This window comes from Clavibacter sp. (genome assembly GCF_014802555.1).
In the GTDB taxonomy this organism is placed as follows: Bacteria; Actinomycetota; Actinomycetes; order Actinomycetales; family Microbacteriaceae; genus Clavibacter; species Clavibacter sepedonicus.
Genome location: NZ_JAAVCB010000074.1, coordinates 14,281 through 31,163, shown reverse-complemented (window position 1 = coordinate 31,163; position 16,883 = coordinate 14,281). Strand labels below are relative to the sequence as shown.

Genomic DNA, 16,883 nt, shown 5'->3' with positions numbered 1-16,883 from the left:
GCCAGCGGCGCGCGGACAGCCCGGGCGAGCGCGGTGTCGCGCCGCCCCTCGGGCCGGAGGAACGGGATCGCGAGGGCGAGCACGACCCGGAGGCCGGTGGCCTGGACGAGCGCGCGGATGGCCGCCTCGCCGTGCCGCAGCGCGAGCACGGTGACGACGAGGGCGGCGCCGTGCGAGAGGAGCATGCCGGGGGCGATCGCGCCGCCTGCGCCCGAGGGGACGGCGTCGAGGCCCGGGATCGCCAGCGCCGACGCGCCGTGCCCCATGCCCGCGTGCGGATCCGCCGCGACGGACGCCCCGGTCGCGTCGCCCGCCGCCGTGAACAGGCCGTGGAAGAGGAGCTGGCTGACGCCCACCGCGGCGACGAGGCGCCACAGCGCGGTGCGCGTGCCGGCGAGCGCGATGGCCGCGAGCGACGCGAGCGCGAGCCCGAACGCCACGACGCCCCACGCGGGAGCGGCCCCGCCGCCGGCCTCGTGGAAGAGGGCGGCCACGAACGTGGCGGTGGTGGATGCGGCGAGCCCCCGGATCACGCGCTGGACGCGCGGCGGGATCGGGTTCGGGGACGGGGCGGGCATCGACAGCGAGTGTAGAGGAGCGGCCCGGGAGGACGCGGCGACGGCGGAGGGGCCGCCGTCGCCGCGCCTCGCCTACTGCGGCGGGTGCGCCGGGTCGAACGCGCGGGTCGTCGGGATGTCGGCGTACCCGCCGAGCCCTCCCTTGCCGTAGCCCCGGTCGAGCTCGGAGGTGTCGCCGTCGAACTCGAGCCTCACCGTCGGCCCGAGCGTCCCGCCACGGCGGAAGGACTCCTTCGAGCCGACGGCGTCGATGAACGACTCCACCAGCCCGCCCGGGAGGATGTAGCTCGAGTACGCCTGGAACGCGCCCGGCGTCTGGTTGTAGTCGGGCGCGTACGCGGTGCCGCCCGCGTAGTTCAGGTTCGTCGGGTTGCCGAGCACGAGGCCGGATCCGCCGTTCATCGGCTTGTAGTCGCTCCGCAGGCCGTTGCCCACGAAGCCGTACACGCCCTCGGGGCCGTCGATGCCGTTGGCGAACGTGGACCGATGGCTGATCGTGAACAGGTAGTGCTTGCCGTTCTCGATCATCACCTCGGGCCGCTCGGTCTGGTCGGTCACGCACGCCGACTCGAGCAGCGGATCGAGGTAGTGCCACTTCGTGAGGTCCGCGTCGTCCGCGACCGCGAGGCCGATGGACGCCATCTGGTAGTTCGCACCGCTCGCGGTCACCTCCTTCGGGTCCTCCGCCGCGGGGTCGCCCTTCCGGTAGCCGAGGTCGGCCGCATCGCACCGCTGCTCGCCGCGCTTCCCGGCGACGTTGGCCTCGAACACCATGTAGGTCTTGCCCGGGTGGTCCGGATCCGTGAACGTGAACGGGTCGCGGAAGTTGGTGGACCAGTTCTGCTCGTTGGTCTGGTACTTCTGCCCGTCGGGGCGCAGCAGCGGGGTCACCGTCTCGAAGCCCTTCAGCGCGACCGCGCCGTCGACCTTCTCGACGCGCCCCTGGCTGAGCGAGATGACCGGGTCCGCGGGCTTCACGTCCTGGCCCTTCGCGTCGCGGTAGAACGCGACGTCGGTGAAGAACAGCTTGACCGTGCCGTCGGCCATGATCCGCGCGGATCCCGACCACTCGGCCTGCTGCGAGAACGACTGGTCGGGGAAGATCCCGTCCGTCACGCCGTCCTCGAACACGTTCCCCTGGTAGGTCCAGCCGCCGTTCTCCGGGCGCTGCTCCGCCGGGATCCCGGTGGGCCGCGTGAAGTAGCCGATCTTGGCGTACGTGTGCCGGTCGTCGAACGACAGGGTGCGCGGGGCCGTGAGCGCGAAGATCACGTCGTAGCCGTCGACGCTGTAGGTCTGGCCCGACGAGTCCGTCAGGGGCCAGGTGTCCCAGACGTAGGCCTGGTCGGTCATGGACGGGAAGTCCTGCGGCACCTGCGGCATGGTCAGCGCCTCCGGCATGGAGTTCTGCCGGGGCGCCGCGGTCGGATCGGACAGCTTGGCGATCTGCTTGGCGTCCGCGCGGGTCCAGTGGGCCGTGAAGTCGTCCTCCGGCGCGTACGCCTCCTGCGTGTGGACGGTAGGCCGCGGTGGCGTCGTGCCTGCGGCCTGGGCGGATCCGCCGGCGAGCAGCGCGGACGCCACCACCAGGGTCGCCGCGGCGGACGCGGACAGCCCGCGCCTGATTCTCTTGGTCACCTGTTCTCACTCTCGTTCTCGTGTCGATGAGTCCGATCGCGTCGCGCGGTGCACGCTCCCCCGGTCGGGGAGCCTAGGGGGTGGCGGGGGCGTGGCGCGCCCCCGGACGGGGTCGGCGACGAATCCCGGGCGTGTCTCCCGTTCGGGGTGGACACGGCCCCGTCGAGCCGGTACCGTCGCTGATCGGTCGTGCGGCGGTGCATGCTCTCCCGCTCCGCTCCGCCACCCGTCTGCCCCCGATCGCCCACCGCGAGGAGACCGACGACATGACCGCATCCCCGTCGCGCCCGCCCGCCGCCGGGCCGGCGCGACGCGTGCGCGACCGGGTCCGGCTGCTCGCCCGCCGCCACCCCCGCGCCCTCATCGTGATCGTCGCGATCCTCCTGGTCGCCGCCCTCGTCGTCGCCGTGCGCGGCATCACGGGCGCCGACCGCGGGCCCGTGACGCCCCCGCCGCCCGCGCCCCGCGCCGCCGACGGCGGCATCCACATCCGCCCGTCCGGCGAGTTCATGAACGACCCGCAGCGGCCCTTCCTGCTCGACGGCGTCTGGCACGCGTACGCGCTCGTCAACGCCGACCACCCGGGCGGCAACGGATCCTCGTGGCGGCACTACACGTCGGCTGACATGGTCACGTGGCACGACGAGGGCGTCGCGATCGACAAGTACGACACCCCGCTCGGCGACGCCGAGACCGGCAGCGTCGTGGTCGACACCGCGAACACGTCCGGCCTCGGCGCCGGCACGGTGATCGCGATCCTCACGCAGCAGTCCGACGGCGTGCAGCGGCAGTCCCTCTACTACTCCACCGACGGCGGCTACCGCTTCGCGCCCTACGCGCGGAACCCCGTGATGGACAACCCGGGCGGCCCCGACTTCCGCGACCCGAAGGTCGTGTGGGACGGCGCGCACGGGCGTTGGAGCATGGCGCTCGCGGAGGGCCGGCGCATCGGCTTCTACACGTCGCCCGACCTCATCCACTGGACCTACCGCTCCGACTTCGCGCGCGACGACCTCGGCACGATGGAGACCCCGGACGTGTTCCCCATCGCGAGCGCGGACGAGCCCGACCGCGTCCGCTGGGTGCTCGGGGTCGGCGCGAACGGCGCCGCCCAGGGCCGCGGCACGGGCTACGCGTACTGGGTCGGCGACTTCGACGGCGAGCGCTTCACGACCGACGACGACACCCCGCGCTGGCTCGACCAGGGCGCCGACCTCTACGCGGCGGTCACCTGGGCGGATCCGGCCGACGGCACCGCCCCCACCCGCCGCTACGCGATGGGCTGGACGAGCAGCTGGGACTACGCGGACCGGCTGCCGCTCCGGGACGGCGGCGCGGGCGGCGGCCAGTCGCTCGTGCGGGAGCTGCGGCTGGTGCCCGACGGCGACGGCTGGGCCCTCCGCTCGACCCCCCTCGACGCGCTGGCCGGGCGCGAGGGCGACGCCCGTCCCATCCCGGACGCGCGCGTCGACTCCGACGCGCCGCTGGCCGACGCCCCCGACGGCCCCTCCCGCCTCCGCCTCACGCTCACGCCCGACCCGGCGGATCCCGCGCGCGAGACCCGCGTGCGGCTCGCCTCCCCCGAGGGCGGCACCGTCACGGTCGGCTTCGACGCGGCCAGGCGGCAGGCGTTCGTCGTACGCGACGACGACCCGGACGGGCTCATGCCGGACGCCTACGACCGGGTGTCGACCGCGCCGCTGCCCGACGCGGCGGCCGGGGATCCGGTCACGCTCGACCTCGTCCTCGACGACCGCACGCTCGAGGCCTTCGTCGACGGCGACGCCGCCGTCCTCACGAGCGCGACGGTCGGGACGCTCGCCGGCGCGGGCCTCTCCGTGGAGGCCGTCGACGGCGCGACGCGCCTGACCGACGCGAGCTGGACCGCGTTCGACGTCGGCCGCTGAGGAACCCGTCGCGGCGGCCGCCCGGCCCGGATCAGGCGGCGGCCTCGTCGTCCGGATCCGCGAGCGCACCCGTGAGCCGCCCCACCACGTCGTCGAGCGCGTCGCGCAGCGCCTCGAGCTCGGCGACGGTCATGCCGGTGCGCGCGGCCGCCTGCGCGGGCACGTCGAGCGCCCGCTCGCGGAGCTCACGGCCGGCTGCGGTGAGGGAGACCACGACGATCCGCTCGTCCGCGGAGCTCCTGGCCCGGTCGACGAACCCGGCGGCCTGCAGCCGCTTGAGCAGCGGCGTCAGCGTCGCGGGCTCGAGCTGCAGGGTGGATCCGAGGCCCGAGACCGAGCGGTCGTCGCGCTCCCACAGCGCCAGCATCACGAGGTACTGCGTGTGCGTCAGCCCGAGCGGCTCGAGGATCGGCCGGTACACGGCCACCACGGTGCGTGCCGCGACCACCGCCTGGAAGCAGACCTGGCTCTCGAGTGCCAGGGGATCCGTCGTCGTCATCGCGTCCTCCTCGACCGGTGTCGTGCCCTGTTCGGCACTGGGGGAAATGTTACGCAGGCGCGGGCATCAGCCCGCGACGACGAGCTCCACGTTGATGTCGTCCGGGTCATGCACGGAGAGGATCGACATGCCCGTGGGGAAGTCGATGACCTCGCCGTGGGAGATGCCGCGCTCCGCGAAGAGCGCCGCGGCGCGCACGAGGTCGTCGCGCGAGCCGACCTGCAGGCTCACGTGGTCGAGGCCGCGGGCCGCGGGGTCGAACGCGGCGCCGTCGGACGCGACCCCGCCATCGGCGATGGGGCGGAGGCCGAGCAGCTGCGAGCCGACGCCGTAGATGACGCCGCCGAAGTACTGGGCAGGATCCTCGCGCACGGCCGCGTCGCTCGGGTCGCTCTCGCTCTCGATGGCGGGGGTGAGGCCCAGCACGCCCTCGTAGAAGGCACGCGAGCGGGCCAGATCGGTGACGGAGAGGCGCACGTGGTGCACGCCGGTGATGGAGTCGAGAGCTGCGGTGGTCGCGCTGGTGTCGGTCATGCTCCGACGCTAGGACGGTCCGCGCCAGGCGTCCCGGATCGCTTCGGTTTCCGACCACGGCTCCCGGCGGGCAGCCGGACGGTCGCCGCTGGACGGGGTCAGTCGTGCAGGTCGATGCCCCAGGTGCCGGACCACTCGGATCCGGGCTCGAGAGTGATGAGGCCGTCGCCCGAGTTGAAGGCGTCGGCCGGTGCCGTCATCGGCTCCACCGCGACCGCCCACACGTGCCCGTCGGCGACGGGGTACCAGGGCGTGACGAAGACCTGCCAGTAGGTGAACTCGCCGTCGGCCCAGATCTCGGTGCGCCGGCCGTCGGGGGCCTGGACGCCGTGGCGCGTGACGCCGTCGACCACGCGGGCATCGGCCCACGCGTCGTCGAGCTGCGCGTCGCGCACGCGCACGCCCTGGCGCAGGTCGTAGCGCGTGCCGTCGACCGGCGTCTGCGCGCCGGTGGGGTTGAGGCGCACGGGATCCACCTCGATGTGGGTGGGCGCGTCGATGACGACCTCGAGGTCCTCGGTGGGCACGTCGCCCACGCGGAGGAAGGGGTGCGTCCCCACGGCGACGGGCGCGTCGGCGTCGCCGACGTTGCGGATCACGTGCGTGACGCGGACACCGGAGCCCGTGAGCTCGTACCGCACGCTCGTCTCGAGGGCGAAGGGGTAGCCGCGCTGCGGGTGGACGTCGGCGGCCAGCGTGATCGACACGTCGTGGCGCTCCACGAGGCGGTACGGGGAGTGCAGGAGCAGCCCGTGGATCGCGTTCTCGCGGTCGACCTCGGTGATGTCGAGCTGGTGCGTGACGCCGCCGTGCTCCCAGACGCCGTCGCGGATCCGGTTGGGCCAGGGCGCGAGCACGATCCCGCTGCAGAAGGGGGGCCGGGCGTGGTCCGGGTAGGACTGCACGAGGTCGGTGCCGTCGACCTGGAGGACGCGGAGCGCGGCCCCGACCTCGGCGATCACGATGCGCTGGGAGCGGCCGTCCACCTCCGCGGTGAGCTCGTGCTGCTGGCCGGTGGGGAGGCGGGGTACGTACGTCACGTCGTCGGGCACTCGCCGAGCCTATCCATACGAGGCGCTGTGGCGCCTCCCAGGAGCGCGGCCATGCGGATCCCTAGGATCGTCGGCATGGCCCGGCACGAGAACGAGAAGGTACGCGCGATCCGCGAGAAGGCACGCATCGAGAGGGCCCTCGACGACCGGCGCCGCAAGCGCCGCCGCCTCATCACCCAGTTCTCCGTCGCGGGCGGCCTCGTCATCGTCATCGCGGCCATCGCCGGCGGCGTCTACCTCCTCGGGCAGTCCCAGGCGGCGAGCGCCGCGGGCCCCGTCCAGGACACGACCGCCGCGCTGTCCACGGGCGACCAGGTGCGCATCGCGACCGAGCCCACCGGCGTGAGCGTCGGGGCGGCCGACGCCCCCGTCACCATGGACGTCTTCGAGGACTACTCGTGCCCCCACTGCGCGCAGTACGAGGCCGAGACCGGCCCCCTGCTCGACCGGATCGCCGCCACCGGCCAGGTGCGCATCGTCTACCACCCCATCCAGATCGTCACGAAGTACGGGGTCGTCGCGGGCAGCGCCGCCGCGTGCGTGCTGGCCGAGGAGCCCGACAAGTGGCCGGCCGTGCACTCGGCCCTGTTCGACAACCACTCCACCATCACCGACTCGTGGACCCACGCCGACTTCGTCACCTGGCTCACCACCCAGGGCGTCACGGCGGACGCGGCGCGCACCTGCGTGGCCGAGGGCAGGTACTCGTCGTGGATCACGAGCAACACCTCCGACGCGACCTCCGCCGGCGTCACGGGCACCCCGACGCTGCGGATCCAGGGCGACATCGTGACCACCGTCGCCGGGCAGGACCTCGTGGACGCGCTCACGAAGGCCGGCGCGGATCTGCCCCAGGGCATCGCGGCCGACAGCTGATCCGACGGGCGGCCGTCGGCCGCTCGTCGCCCAGTGCGCCTGGTGACCCGGTGCGCGCGATGGCTCAGTGCGCGCGATGGTCCTGCACCGTCATCCGCGGGCCGAAGCGCGGCTTCCGGAACCCGCTCGCCTCGATGAGGCGCATCACCCGCTGACGGTGCCCGCGCCACGGCTCGAGCAGCTCCAGCATCCCGTCGTCGTCGACCGGGTGGCCGACGAGCGCCCACCCGACCATGTCGTGCACGTGGTAGTCGCCGACGCTCACGGAGTCCGGATCCCCGTGGGCGCGCTGCGTGGTCTCCGCCGCCGTCCAGATCCCGACGCCCGGGATCGACCGCAGCCGCCGGGTGATCTCCTCGCTCCCCCGCCCGAGCGCCAGCGTCCGCTCCAGGCCCGCCGCCGACGTCGCCACGGCGATGAGCGTGCGCGACCGCTTCGGATCCACGCCCGCGCGGTGCCACTCCCACGACGGGATGAGCCGCCAGCGCTCGGGCGACGGCAGCACGCGCATGCCCGCGGGCACGGGGCCGGGCGCGGGCTCGCCGTGCGCGAGGATCAGCTGCCGCCACGCCCGCCGGGCCTCGAGCCCCGTGACCTTCTGCTCGAGCACCGCGGACGCCATCGCCTCGAAGACGTGGTTCGTGCGCATGAGACGGAGCGCGGGCAGCCGTCGGCGCGCGTCGCGGAGGAGCGGATGCGCGGAGACGTCGAGGCCGGACCAGTCGTCGCCCTCGCCGAGGAGCTCGGGCACGCCGTCGACGACCCACTCGGCCCCGGGGCCCCAGGCGCGCGCGTCGACGCCGCCGTCGGGCCGCGGATCCAGCCGCAGCGACGCGTTCCCGAGCGGCGTGCGGGCCGTGCGCCAGACGCCGACGCGGCGGGAGCCGGGCGGGGCCGGATCCCAGCGGCAGGTCGGATCCACGACCCCGCGGAACAGCGGGCGCAGCACGAGCCGCAGGTCGACCTCGCGGTCGGGCACGTAGGTCGTGCGCGCGTCGGGTGCCGTCACCTCCGCGCCGCCCTGGTCCATCCCCTCAGGCTACGCACGGCCGCCGACGGCCGGCCCCGGACGAGGGCTACCGATGTATGGCGAGGTATAGCATTCCGCTAGTCAGCCCCATACATCACTAGTCGAGGTGCGAATGGACCCGGTCACCAATCCCTACGTCCCCGGCGCAGGTCGCAAGCCCGCGGCCCTCGTCGGCCGCGATCGACCGATGGAGCGCTGGGGCATCGCTCTCGCCCGTCTCGAGCGCGGCACGGGCGCGCAGCCGGTCGTCCTGTACGGCCTGCGTGGGGTGGGCAAGACGGTGCTCCTCTCCGAGTACCGACGGCAGGCGGTGCGACGCGACTGGATCGTCGCGCAGGTGGAGGCCGGAGCCGATCGGTCCCTCCGCGAAGCCCTGGGAGAGGCGCTCCACGGTCCCCTGACCGATGCCGCCCGGCCGTCGGCGGGAAGCCGCCTCCTGAAGGCGCTGAAGACGGCGCTCTCCTTCCGCGCGTCCTACGACTCGTCGGGCACGTGGAACTTCGGGCTCGACCTCTCCGGCGTCGCGGGAGGCGGGGCGGATACGGGAGCGCTCGAGACCGACCTGCGCAAGCTCGTGCACGACATCGCGGACGGCGCGGCGGAGGACGGCGTCGGACTCGCGATCCTCATCGACGAGGCGCAGGACCTCTCCTCGGAGGAGACCACCGCGATGTGCGCCATCGCACACGCGGCCGCCCAGGATGGCTGGGCCGTCGTCTTCGCCTTCGCAGGCCTGCCCAGCCTGCCGCGCGTCCTCGCCGAGGCGAAGTCCTATGCGGAGCGGTTCGACTACGAGCGGATCGAGGCCCTCGATGACGAGGGGGCGCTCGCTGCGCTGACGCAGCCGGCCGCGGGCGAGGGCGTGCGCTGGGCCGACGAGGCCGCGGCCTTGATCGCGCGGGAGAGCGGCGGATACCCCTACTTCCTCCAACAGCTGGGCCAGGACACCTGGAACGCGGCCGAGGGAGAGGCCATCGACCTCGTGTCGGCGCGGGTCGGAGCGGCCACGGGCAGAGCGTCGCTCGACACCGGGTTCTTCCGCGCGCGGTGGGATCGAGCGACCCGCGCCGAGCAGGACTACCTCCGGGCGCTGGCTGTGGACGGCGACTCCGGGAGCGCGTCAGGGGAGGTCGCCGCTCGTCTCGGACGACCGGTCAGGAGCTTCGGCCCCGTCCGGGCGAGCCTCATCGCGAAGGGGCTCGTCTACGCGCCGGAGCACGGGATGGTGGCCTTCACGGTGCCGGGCATGGGGGCGTTCATCGAGCGGCAGCACGTCACGTGAGTCGCACCATCGAGCTCTGATCCGCGTCCGCGCGCGGCGCTACGCGTCGGCCGCGTCGCGCACCGTCGCGGCGGTGCCGTCCACCACGAGGTCGGCGCGGCCGCGGGTCCCCTCGATGAGGCGCGCGTTGACGCCGTCGACGTCGCGGGCCCACGCCGCGGCGGCGCTCGGCGCCCGCCCGCCGGCCGTGTGCCGCTCGACGAGCCGCGCGAACCGCTCGTCGCCCGGCGTCGCACAGAACCAGGCCTCGTCGAACTCCGCGCGGAGCAGCGCCCAGGGGCCGTCGTCGACGAGCAGGTAGTTGCCCTCGACCACGACGAGGCGGATGCCGGGATCCACCGCGACGGCGCCCGCGACGCCCTCGTCGACGGCCCGGTCGAACGACGGCGCGTACACCGCGTGGTCCGTCTCCGCGCGGATCCGCCGCACCAGCGCCAGCACGCCCCAGCCGTCGAACGTGTCGATCGCGCCCTTGCGGTCGTGGCGCCCCAGCCGGTCGAGCGTGGCGTTGGCGAGGTGGAAGCCGTCCATGGGCACGTACGCCGCGGTGCCGTGGCCCGCCATCGCGTCGACCCGTGCCACGAGCGCCCGCGCGAGGGTCGTCTTGCCTGCGCCGGGGCTGCCCGCGATGGCCAGGATCGCCCGCGCGCCCTCGCGCACGAGGCCGTGGGCGCGACGCGCGAGGCGGTCGAGGTCGCCCGTCTCGGGGGACGCGGGTCGCGAGCGGCCGTCGGGGGCGGGATCCATTCACCCAGTCTCGCGGACGCGTGCCCCATGATGGACGTGTGCGCATAGGAATCCTCACCTCAGGCGGAGACTGCCCCGGACTCAACGCGGTCATCCGCGGGGCGGTGCTCAAGGGAACGACCATCCACAAGCAGGAGTTCGTCGGCTTCCGCGACGGCTGGCGGGGCGTCGTCGACGGCGACGTCATGCCGCTCGCGCGCCGCGACATCCAGGGCATCGGCAAGCAGGGCGGCACGATCCTCGGCACCAGCCGCACGAACCCGTTCGAGGGCGACGGCGGCGTGGAGCGGATCCAGGAGAACCTCGACCGCCTCGGCATCGACGCGATCCTCGCCATCGGCGGCGAGGGCACGCTCGCGGCCGCGAAGCGCCTCACCGACGCGGGCCTCAAGATCGTCGGCGTCCCGAAGACGGTCGACAACGACCTCGACGCGACCGACTACACGTTCGGCTTCGACACCGCGGTGCAGATCGCGACCGACGCCATGGACCGCCTCCGCACGACGGGCGACTCCCACAGCCGCTGCATGGTGGCCGAGGTCATGGGCCGCCACGTCGGCTGGATCGCGCTGCACTCCGGCATGGCCGCGGGCGCGCACGCGATCCTCATCCCCGAGCAGAAGACGAGCATGGACGAGATCATCGGATGGGTCCGCTCGGCCTACGATCGCGGGCGCGCGCCGCTCGTCGTCGTCGCGGAGGGCTTCATCCCCGAGCACGCGTCCGACGCGCACGGCGAGCGCGGGCTCGACGCCTTCGGCCGCCCGCGGCTCGGCGGCATCGGCGAGCAGATCGCGCCCATCATCGAGGAGCGCACGGGCATCGAGACCCGCGCCACGACCCTCGGCCACATCCAGCGCGGCGGCACCCCGTCGTCGTACGACCGCGTGCTCGCGACGCGCCTCGGCCTCGCCGCGGTCGACAGCGTGCGCGACGGCCACTGGGGCCGCATGGTCGCGCTCCGCGGCACCGACATCGTGCACGTCGGCTTCGAGGAGGCGCTCCGCCGCCTGAAGACCGTGCCGCAGCACCGCTACGACGAGGCCGCGATCCTCTTCGGCTGATCCTCGGCAGACCCCGGCGGCCGCCCTCGCTCGCGTCGCCCGACCACCCCGGGTAGCGTGACGGCATGACGTACCGCGCGCTCGTGGCCGAGCAGACCGTCGCCGACGACGGCACGACAGGCATCGAGGTCGCGCTGCGCGACCTCCCCGACGAGCAGGCGACGGGCGGCGCCGCCGGCCCCGGCGACGGCGAGGTCGTGCTCGACGTCCTCTTCTCCAGCGTCAACTACAAGGACGGCATGCTGCTCGGCGGCCGGCCCGGCATCGCGCGCACCAGCCCGCTCGTCGCCGGCATCGACGCGGTGGGCACGGTCGCGGCGAGCGGATCCGACGCCTTCTCCCCCGGCGACCTGGTCGTCCTCAACGGCGCCGGCCTCGGCGAGAGCCGCGACGGCGGGCTCGCCGAGCGCGTGCGCGTGCCCGCCGATGCGCTCGTGCGCGTGCCCGACGGGATCACCGCCGCCCGCGCCGCCGCCATCGGCACCGCGGGCTTCACGGCGATGCTCTCGGTGCTCGCGCTCGAGCGCGGCGGCGTGGAGCCAGGGTCCGGCGACGTGCTCGTCACGGGCGCGGGCGGCGGGGTCGGATCCGTCGCCGTCGCGATCCTCGCCCGCCTCGGCCACCGCGTGGTCGCGTCGACCGGACGCGTCGACGAGCTCGGCGACCGGCTGCGCGCGCTCGGCGCCGCCGACGTGATCGACCGCTCCGAGCTCGGCGAGCCGGGGAAGCCGCTGCAGCGCATCCGCTGGGCGGGCGCGGTCGACAGCGTCGGCAGCGCGACCCTCGTCAACGTGCTCGCCCAGACCCGCTGGGGCGGCGTCGTCACCGCGGCCGGCCTCGCGCAGGGCCCCGACCTGCCGGGCACCGTGCTCCCCTTCATCCTCCGGGCCGTCACGCTCGCGGGCATCAACTCCGTCGAGGCGCCGGCCGCACTGCGCCAGGAGGCGTGGGCGCGGCTCGCGACCGACCTCGACCCCGCGCTCCTCGACTCCATCACCACGACCGTGCCGCTCGACGGCGCGATCGCGGCGGGCGAGCGGATCCTCGCCGGCGCGTCGAGCGGACGCGTCGTGGTCGACGTCCGCGCCTAGCACCCGCCGCCCGGGCCCGCCGCCGCGCGCCGCCGGCCGCGCCCCGCGCTACCCTTGGCGCGACGCGGCACGGAGCCGCCGGAGTGAGGGATCATGACCGCAGTAGCCGCCACCGGGACCATCTTCGTCGCACTCGCGGCCCTGCTCCACGTCTTCTTCTTCCTCCTCGAGAGCGTCTTCTTCGAGCGGCCCTTCGCCTGGAAGCGCTTCGGCGTGGCCGACCAGGAGAAGGCCCTCATCATCAAGCCGTGGGCCTACAACCAGGGCTTCTACAACCTGTTCCTCGCGCTCGGCGCCGGGCTCGGGCTGATCCTCTACTTCGTCGGCAACGTCCCCGCCGGCCTCACGCTCGTGCTGTTCACGACCGCGTGCATGGTGCTGACGTCGATCATCATCGCGAGCACGGGCAAGAAGTACCTCATCCCCGCGCTGATCCAGGGCGTGCCGCCGCTGCTCGGCCTCGTCTTCTTCGCCGCCGCCTCCTGATCCGTCGGCGGCCGGCCGCGATGCCGGCCGCCGCGCTCTTCCGGAGCACCGGCGGATGAGGTTAGGCTCACCTACATCATGACCGTCGTCTCCCTCACCGAGGCCCTCCGCGACCGAGCACGACCGCGCGCCGAGTCGACCGACGCGGACGAGTTCATGACCGCGCTCGTCACGGGCCGCGGCTGCCGTGACGACTACGTCGCCCTCGTCGCGCAGCACTACTTCATCTACCGCGCCATCGAGCAGGCGACCGAGCGCATGGCGGCGGATCCCGTCGCCGCGCGCTTCATCAGCACCCGCCTCACGCGCCTCCCCGCGATCGAGGCCGACCTCGACTTCCTCGTCGGGCCGGACTGGCGAGACATCGTGCGGCCGCTCGCGAGCACCGCCGCGTACGTCGAGCGGATCGAGCAGGTCGCCTCGGTCTGGGTCGGCGGCTTCATCGCGCACCACTACACGCGCTACCTCGGCGACCTGTCCGGCGGCCGCCTCCTCCGTTCGCTCCTGCAGCGGCAGTTCGGCTTCGACACGAACGGCGTCGGCCTGTACCTCTTCGCGGAGATCGCCGAGCCGCGCCGGTTCTGCAGCACCTACCGCGAGGCGCTCGACCAGGCGCCGTGGGACGACGACGAGCGCGCCCGCGTCGTGGCCGAGGTCGAGAACGCGTACCGGCTCACCACGGACGTCTTCGCGGAGCTCGCGCGCGGACGCGCCACGGCTCCCCTGAGCCTGGCCTGATCCGACGCGTCCCGCCGTCCGCCCGCTCCGGTCGCCGGTCGTCTGCCGGCCCCGGGGCGTCCATCCGCCCGCCCGACCGCGTGTCCGGGGCCGGGCATAGGCTCCGGTCATGGACGGCTACGACCTCGACTTCCTCCCCATCCCCCTTCCGCTGCCCGAGGCCCCGGCCGACGCGCAGCCGGTGCGGCTCGACTACCTGCACTTCACGGTGCTCATGGACACGGACCGCCGGCTCGCCGCGCTCACGGCCGTGAACATCGACGGCGCGCGCCTCGTGGACGTGGAGCGCTCCGACGACTGGCACCTGGATCCGCGCCTGCCCGAGGAGCAGCAGTGCGGCCCCGAGCTGTACGCGCGCAACGACATCGACCGCGGGCACCTGGTGCGGCGGCGGGATCCCGTGTGGGGCGACATCGCCGAGGCCGCGCGCGCGAGCGCCGACACCTTCGTCTACACGAACGCGGCTCCGCAGGCGGCGGAGTTCAACCAGTCCAAGGAGCTGTGGCTCGGCCTCGAGGACTACGTGCTCGAGAACGCCGACCTCGGCGACCGGCGCATGACGGTGCTCACCGGCCCCGTCTTCTCGGACGACGACCCGGTGTACCGGGGCGTGCGGATCCCGCTGATGTTCTGGAAGATCGCCGCCTGGGCCTCGGGCGACCGGCTCGCGACCACGGCCTACCTGCTCGACCAGGCTCCGGAGCTCGGGGACCTCGACCGGCAGTCGGCCACCGCGGACGCGCCCGAGCTCGGGCCGTACCGCACCTATCAGGTGGCGGTGGCGGAGATCGGCGCGCTCACGGGCTACGACGTGGCGCAGCTCGCGGCGGCCGACCGGCTCGGCGTCCCAGCGACGGCACGTCCCGGCACGCCCGAGGACGGCCGCGACGGCTGGGTCGAGCTGGAGCGGTTCGCGGCGATCACGCTGTGACAGCGCGGCGCCTCGGCTCGGCCCACGAGGGGGCGGGCAGCGTGTGCAAGGTTCCTCCGCGCGGTCGGGGCCGACTGGCATGCTCACCGCAGCAGCCGCCCGTCTCCGAACGGAACCCATGATCCCCGCCCGCTCGAAGCGCCTCGCGCTCGCCATGCTCCTCACCGCATTCGTCACGCCATCGGTCGTCGGCGGTGCTGCGTCCGATGCATCGGCGCAAATCAGCCCGCTCCGCCTCCAGCGACCGGTGATGGCGGGTACGAAGATCCGCTCCGCCTCCGGGGCCAACTGCACAGCCGGCGCCGTCATGAAGTACTCCGGCATCGGGACCGCCATCTCCGGATTCGCAGCAGCCAAGCGCTACGTGCTCACCTCCGAGCACTGCGGTAAGAAGGGCGAGAAGTTCACCCTCGGAAGCACCGTGACCGGCACGGTGACGTGGGTCTCTCCCGACACCGATCTCGAGCTCATCACCGTTCTGCCGACGTCGAGGACGTCGCGCTACTGCGGCCCCAGTCACTCCGGCACGCTCTTCTGCCAGAACGTGACCACCTACACGCCGCAAGCCGATGGTCGGGTCGTCCTCTCCGCCTTGAATACGGGAAGCCCCATCACGCCGATCGTGAACCGCACCGGGAGCCCGGGCGATGAGGAGTCGTTCTGTCGCAGTGGCGCGGTCGGCGGCGTCGACTGCACCCTCATGCTCACCCACATCCCGAGCCCGGTGCTCGCCGGTCTGCCCGGTGTCGCGTCGGCGAGCCCGACGTCACGACGAGCAAGCGAGGACGGTGACAGCGGAGCACCTGTCACCAGCGGCAGCGGGGGGTTCACCAACGTGGCGCTCTACGGGATCCTGTACGGCGGCGGCTGGTACGGCGGCGTATGGAAGAACCACTACATCACGATCGCCAAGTTCTTCGAGGAGACGTCCGGCTACAGCCTGGCGCCGGCTCTCTGACCCGCCCCTCCGCCGGCGTCCCGAGCGTGCCGTCGGCGGTACCGCCCGCTAAGCCGGCGGGGTGGCCGCGGCGGCCGCGCGGGCGGCGGCCGGGAGGGCGCGGATCACGCGGTCGAGCGAGGCCTCGTCCATGGCGGCCGAGACGAACCACGCCTCGAAGACCGACGGCGGCAGGCTCACGCCCTGGTCGAGCATGGAGTGGAAGAAGGCCGGGTAGCGCCAGGTCTCCTGCGCCTGCACGGTGGCGTAGTCGGTGATCCCGTGCTCGGGCGGCGTGCCGAACGTGAAGCTGAAGAGGCTGCCGGCGCGCTGCACCGAGTACGCGAGGCCCGCGCGGTCGAAGGCGAGCTCGACCGCGTAGATGAGGATGTCGGCCGCGATGTCGAGTGCGCGATACACGTCGGCGTCCGCGAGGCGGAGGGTCGTCAGGCCCGCGGCGACGGCGACCGGGTTCCCGGAGAGCGTGCCCGCCTGGTAGACGGGGCCGAGGGGCGCGAGGTGGTCCATCACGTCGGCCCGGCCGCCGAGCGCGGCGACGGGCAGGCCGCCGCCGATGACCTTGCCGTACGTGACGAGGTCGGGGGTCCAGGCGTCGGGGTGGTCGGCCGCGAGCCCGTCGTTGTCGAGGCCCCAGTAGCCGGCCGGGTGCACGCGGAAGCCCGTGAGCACCTCGTCGGAGATGAGCAGGGATCCGTTGTCGTGGGCGATGCGGGCGAGCTCGGCGGTGAAGCCGGGCAGCGGCGGCACGACGCCCATGTTCGCGGCGGCGGCCTCCGTGATGACGGCGGCGATGCGCGGGCCGTGCTCCGCGAACACGGCGCGCACGGCGCCGAGGTCGTTGTAGGGCACGACGATGGTCTGCGCGGCGATGGCCTCGGGGATGCCCGCGGAGCCGGGGAGCGCGAGCGTGGCGACGCCGGAGCCCGCCTCGGCGAGGAGGCTGTCGGAGTGGCCGTGGTAGTGGCCGGCGAACTTCACGAGCAGGTCGCGGCCGGTGAAGCCGCGGGCGAGGCGGATCGCGGTCATGGTGGCCTCGGTGCCGGTGGACACGAGGCGGAGCTTCTCGACGGGGCGGCGGTCCGGGGACCCGTCGACGCCCGCGACGCGAACGCGCTCGGTGACGAGCTCCGCGAGCTCCGTCTCGGCGGGCGTCGTGGCGCCGAAGCCGAGGCCGAGGGCGGCGGCGTCCTGCACGGCCTTGACGACCTCGGGGCGGGCGTGGCCGAGGATCGCGGGGCCCCAGGAGTTGACGAGGTCGACGTACTCCACGCCGTCGGCGTCGGTCACGTAGGGGCCGGCAGCCCTCACCATCATGCGGGGCGTGCCGCCGACGGAGCCGAAGGCCCGGACGGGCGAGTTGACGCCGCCGGGGATGACGTCGCGTGCGCGGTCGAAGAGGTCCTGGGAGTGGGTCACGGTGTGTCCTTCGGTGCCCGGCGTCGATGCGCTCGGATGCTGCGGGCCGGACGGGG

General features: G+C 73.7%; 17 protein-coding genes. 9 read left to right on the top strand and 8 right to left on the bottom strand.

The window, feature by feature from the left end:
* Both HDR73_RS08235 and HDR73_RS08230 read right to left on the bottom strand, forming a co-directional pair.
* The coding region (locus HDR73_RS08235; RefSeq protein WP_287136303.1) for a hypothetical protein at positions 1 to 578 on the bottom strand (578 nt) is incomplete at its 3' end.
* Positions 579 to 650: 72 nt separating this feature from the next.
* Entirely contained in the window at positions 651 to 2,216 is a 1,566-nt protein-coding gene (locus HDR73_RS08230; protein WP_012300051.1) for a glycoside hydrolase family 68 protein, read from the bottom strand.
* A 266-nt stretch (positions 2,217 to 2,482) separates the two neighbouring features.
* Between HDR73_RS08230 and HDR73_RS08225 the strand changes: the two genes are divergently transcribed.
* Complete coding sequence (locus HDR73_RS08225) at positions 2,483 to 4,123, top strand: glycoside hydrolase family 32 protein (RefSeq protein WP_041465086.1); 1,641 nt, start codon at positions 2,483 to 2,485, stop codon at positions 4,121 to 4,123.
* Positions 4,124 to 4,154: 31 nt separating this feature from the next.
* On the opposite strand, the gene HDR73_RS08220 is transcribed toward HDR73_RS08225, so the two are convergent.
* The 3 genes from HDR73_RS08220 to HDR73_RS08210 all read right to left on the bottom strand — a co-directional run bounded on the left by HDR73_RS08220 (position 4,155) and on the right by HDR73_RS08210 (position 6,208).
* On the bottom strand, positions 4,155 to 4,622 hold the full coding sequence (locus tag HDR73_RS08220) for a MarR family winged helix-turn-helix transcriptional regulator (protein ID WP_012300053.1): 468 nt from the start codon (positions 4,620 to 4,622) through the stop codon (positions 4,155 to 4,157).
* Positions 4,623 to 4,688: 66 nt separating this feature from the next.
* On the bottom strand, positions 4,689 to 5,156 hold the full coding sequence (locus HDR73_RS08215) for a VOC family protein (RefSeq protein ID WP_041464726.1): 468 nt from the start codon (positions 5,154 to 5,156) through the stop codon (positions 4,689 to 4,691).
* A gap of 98 nt (positions 5,157 to 5,254) precedes the next feature.
* Positions 5,255 to 6,208 carry an aldose 1-epimerase family protein gene (locus tag HDR73_RS08210; RefSeq protein ID WP_041464727.1) on the bottom strand — a complete coding sequence of 318 codons (954 nt, stop codon included), beginning with the start codon at positions 6,206 to 6,208 and terminating at the stop codon, positions 5,255 to 5,257.
* A gap of 75 nt (positions 6,209 to 6,283) precedes the next feature.
* Between HDR73_RS08210 and HDR73_RS08205 the strand changes: the two genes are divergently transcribed.
* Positions 6,284 to 7,084, top strand: coding sequence for a DsbA family protein (locus HDR73_RS08205; protein ID WP_041464728.1), 801 nt, complete (start codon positions 6,284 to 6,286; stop codon positions 7,082 to 7,084).
* A 64-nt stretch (positions 7,085 to 7,148) separates the two neighbouring features.
* On the opposite strand, the gene HDR73_RS08200 is transcribed toward HDR73_RS08205, so the two are convergent.
* Complete coding sequence (locus HDR73_RS08200) at positions 7,149 to 8,114, bottom strand: DNA-3-methyladenine glycosylase family protein (RefSeq protein ID WP_049791954.1); 966 nt, start codon at positions 8,112 to 8,114, stop codon at positions 7,149 to 7,151.
* 112 nt (positions 8,115 to 8,226) lie between these two features.
* Here HDR73_RS08200 and HDR73_RS08195 point away from each other — a divergent pair, with 112 nt between their 5' ends.
* Positions 8,227 to 9,396 carry an ATP-binding protein gene (locus HDR73_RS08195; protein ID WP_041464729.1) on the top strand — a complete coding sequence of 390 codons (1,170 nt, stop codon included), beginning with the start codon at positions 8,227 to 8,229 and terminating at the stop codon, positions 9,394 to 9,396.
* Positions 9,397 to 9,435: 39 nt separating this feature from the next.
* On the opposite strand, the gene HDR73_RS08190 is transcribed toward HDR73_RS08195, so the two are convergent.
* Positions 9,436 to 10,143 carry a nucleoside/nucleotide kinase family protein gene (locus tag HDR73_RS08190; protein ID WP_012300059.1) on the bottom strand — a complete coding sequence of 236 codons (708 nt, stop codon included), beginning with the start codon at positions 10,141 to 10,143 and terminating at the stop codon, positions 9,436 to 9,438.
* A gap of 38 nt (positions 10,144 to 10,181) precedes the next feature.
* Here HDR73_RS08190 and HDR73_RS08185 point away from each other — a divergent pair, with 38 nt between their 5' ends.
* The 6 genes from HDR73_RS08185 to HDR73_RS08160 all read left to right on the top strand — a co-directional run bounded on the left by HDR73_RS08185 (position 10,182) and on the right by HDR73_RS08160 (position 15,411).
* Positions 10,182 to 11,207 (top strand): 6-phosphofructokinase, encoded by a 1,026-nt coding sequence (locus tag HDR73_RS08185; protein WP_041464730.1) that lies wholly within the window; start codon positions 10,182 to 10,184, stop codon positions 11,205 to 11,207.
* 65 nt (positions 11,208 to 11,272) lie between these two features.
* Positions 11,273 to 12,298, top strand: coding sequence for an acrylyl-CoA reductase family protein (locus HDR73_RS08180; RefSeq protein ID WP_012300061.1), 1,026 nt, complete (start codon positions 11,273 to 11,275; stop codon positions 12,296 to 12,298).
* Positions 12,299 to 12,391: 93 nt separating this feature from the next.
* Positions 12,392 to 12,784 (top strand): DUF1304 domain-containing protein, encoded by a 393-nt coding sequence (locus HDR73_RS08175; protein WP_012300062.1) that lies wholly within the window; start codon positions 12,392 to 12,394, stop codon positions 12,782 to 12,784.
* Positions 12,785 to 12,862: 78 nt separating this feature from the next.
* A complete protein-coding gene (locus tag HDR73_RS08170; protein ID WP_041464731.1) occupies positions 12,863 to 13,522 on the top strand; it encodes a biliverdin-producing heme oxygenase in 660 nt (219 codons plus the stop codon).
* A gap of 109 nt (positions 13,523 to 13,631) precedes the next feature.
* Positions 13,632 to 14,453 carry a DNA/RNA non-specific endonuclease gene (locus tag HDR73_RS08165; RefSeq protein ID WP_041464732.1) on the top strand — a complete coding sequence of 274 codons (822 nt, stop codon included), beginning with the start codon at positions 13,632 to 13,634 and terminating at the stop codon, positions 14,451 to 14,453.
* A gap of 118 nt (positions 14,454 to 14,571) precedes the next feature.
* Entirely contained in the window at positions 14,572 to 15,411 is an 840-nt protein-coding gene (locus tag HDR73_RS08160; protein WP_012300065.1) for a chymotrypsin family serine protease, read from the top strand.
* Positions 15,412 to 15,459: 48 nt separating this feature from the next.
* Here the strand turns inward: HDR73_RS08160 and hemL are convergent, their stop codons facing one another.
* Entirely contained in the window at positions 15,460 to 16,827 is a 1,368-nt protein-coding gene (gene hemL, locus HDR73_RS08155) for a glutamate-1-semialdehyde 2,1-aminomutase (protein WP_012300066.1), read from the bottom strand.
* Between the last annotated feature and the right edge of the window lie 56 nt (positions 16,828 to 16,883).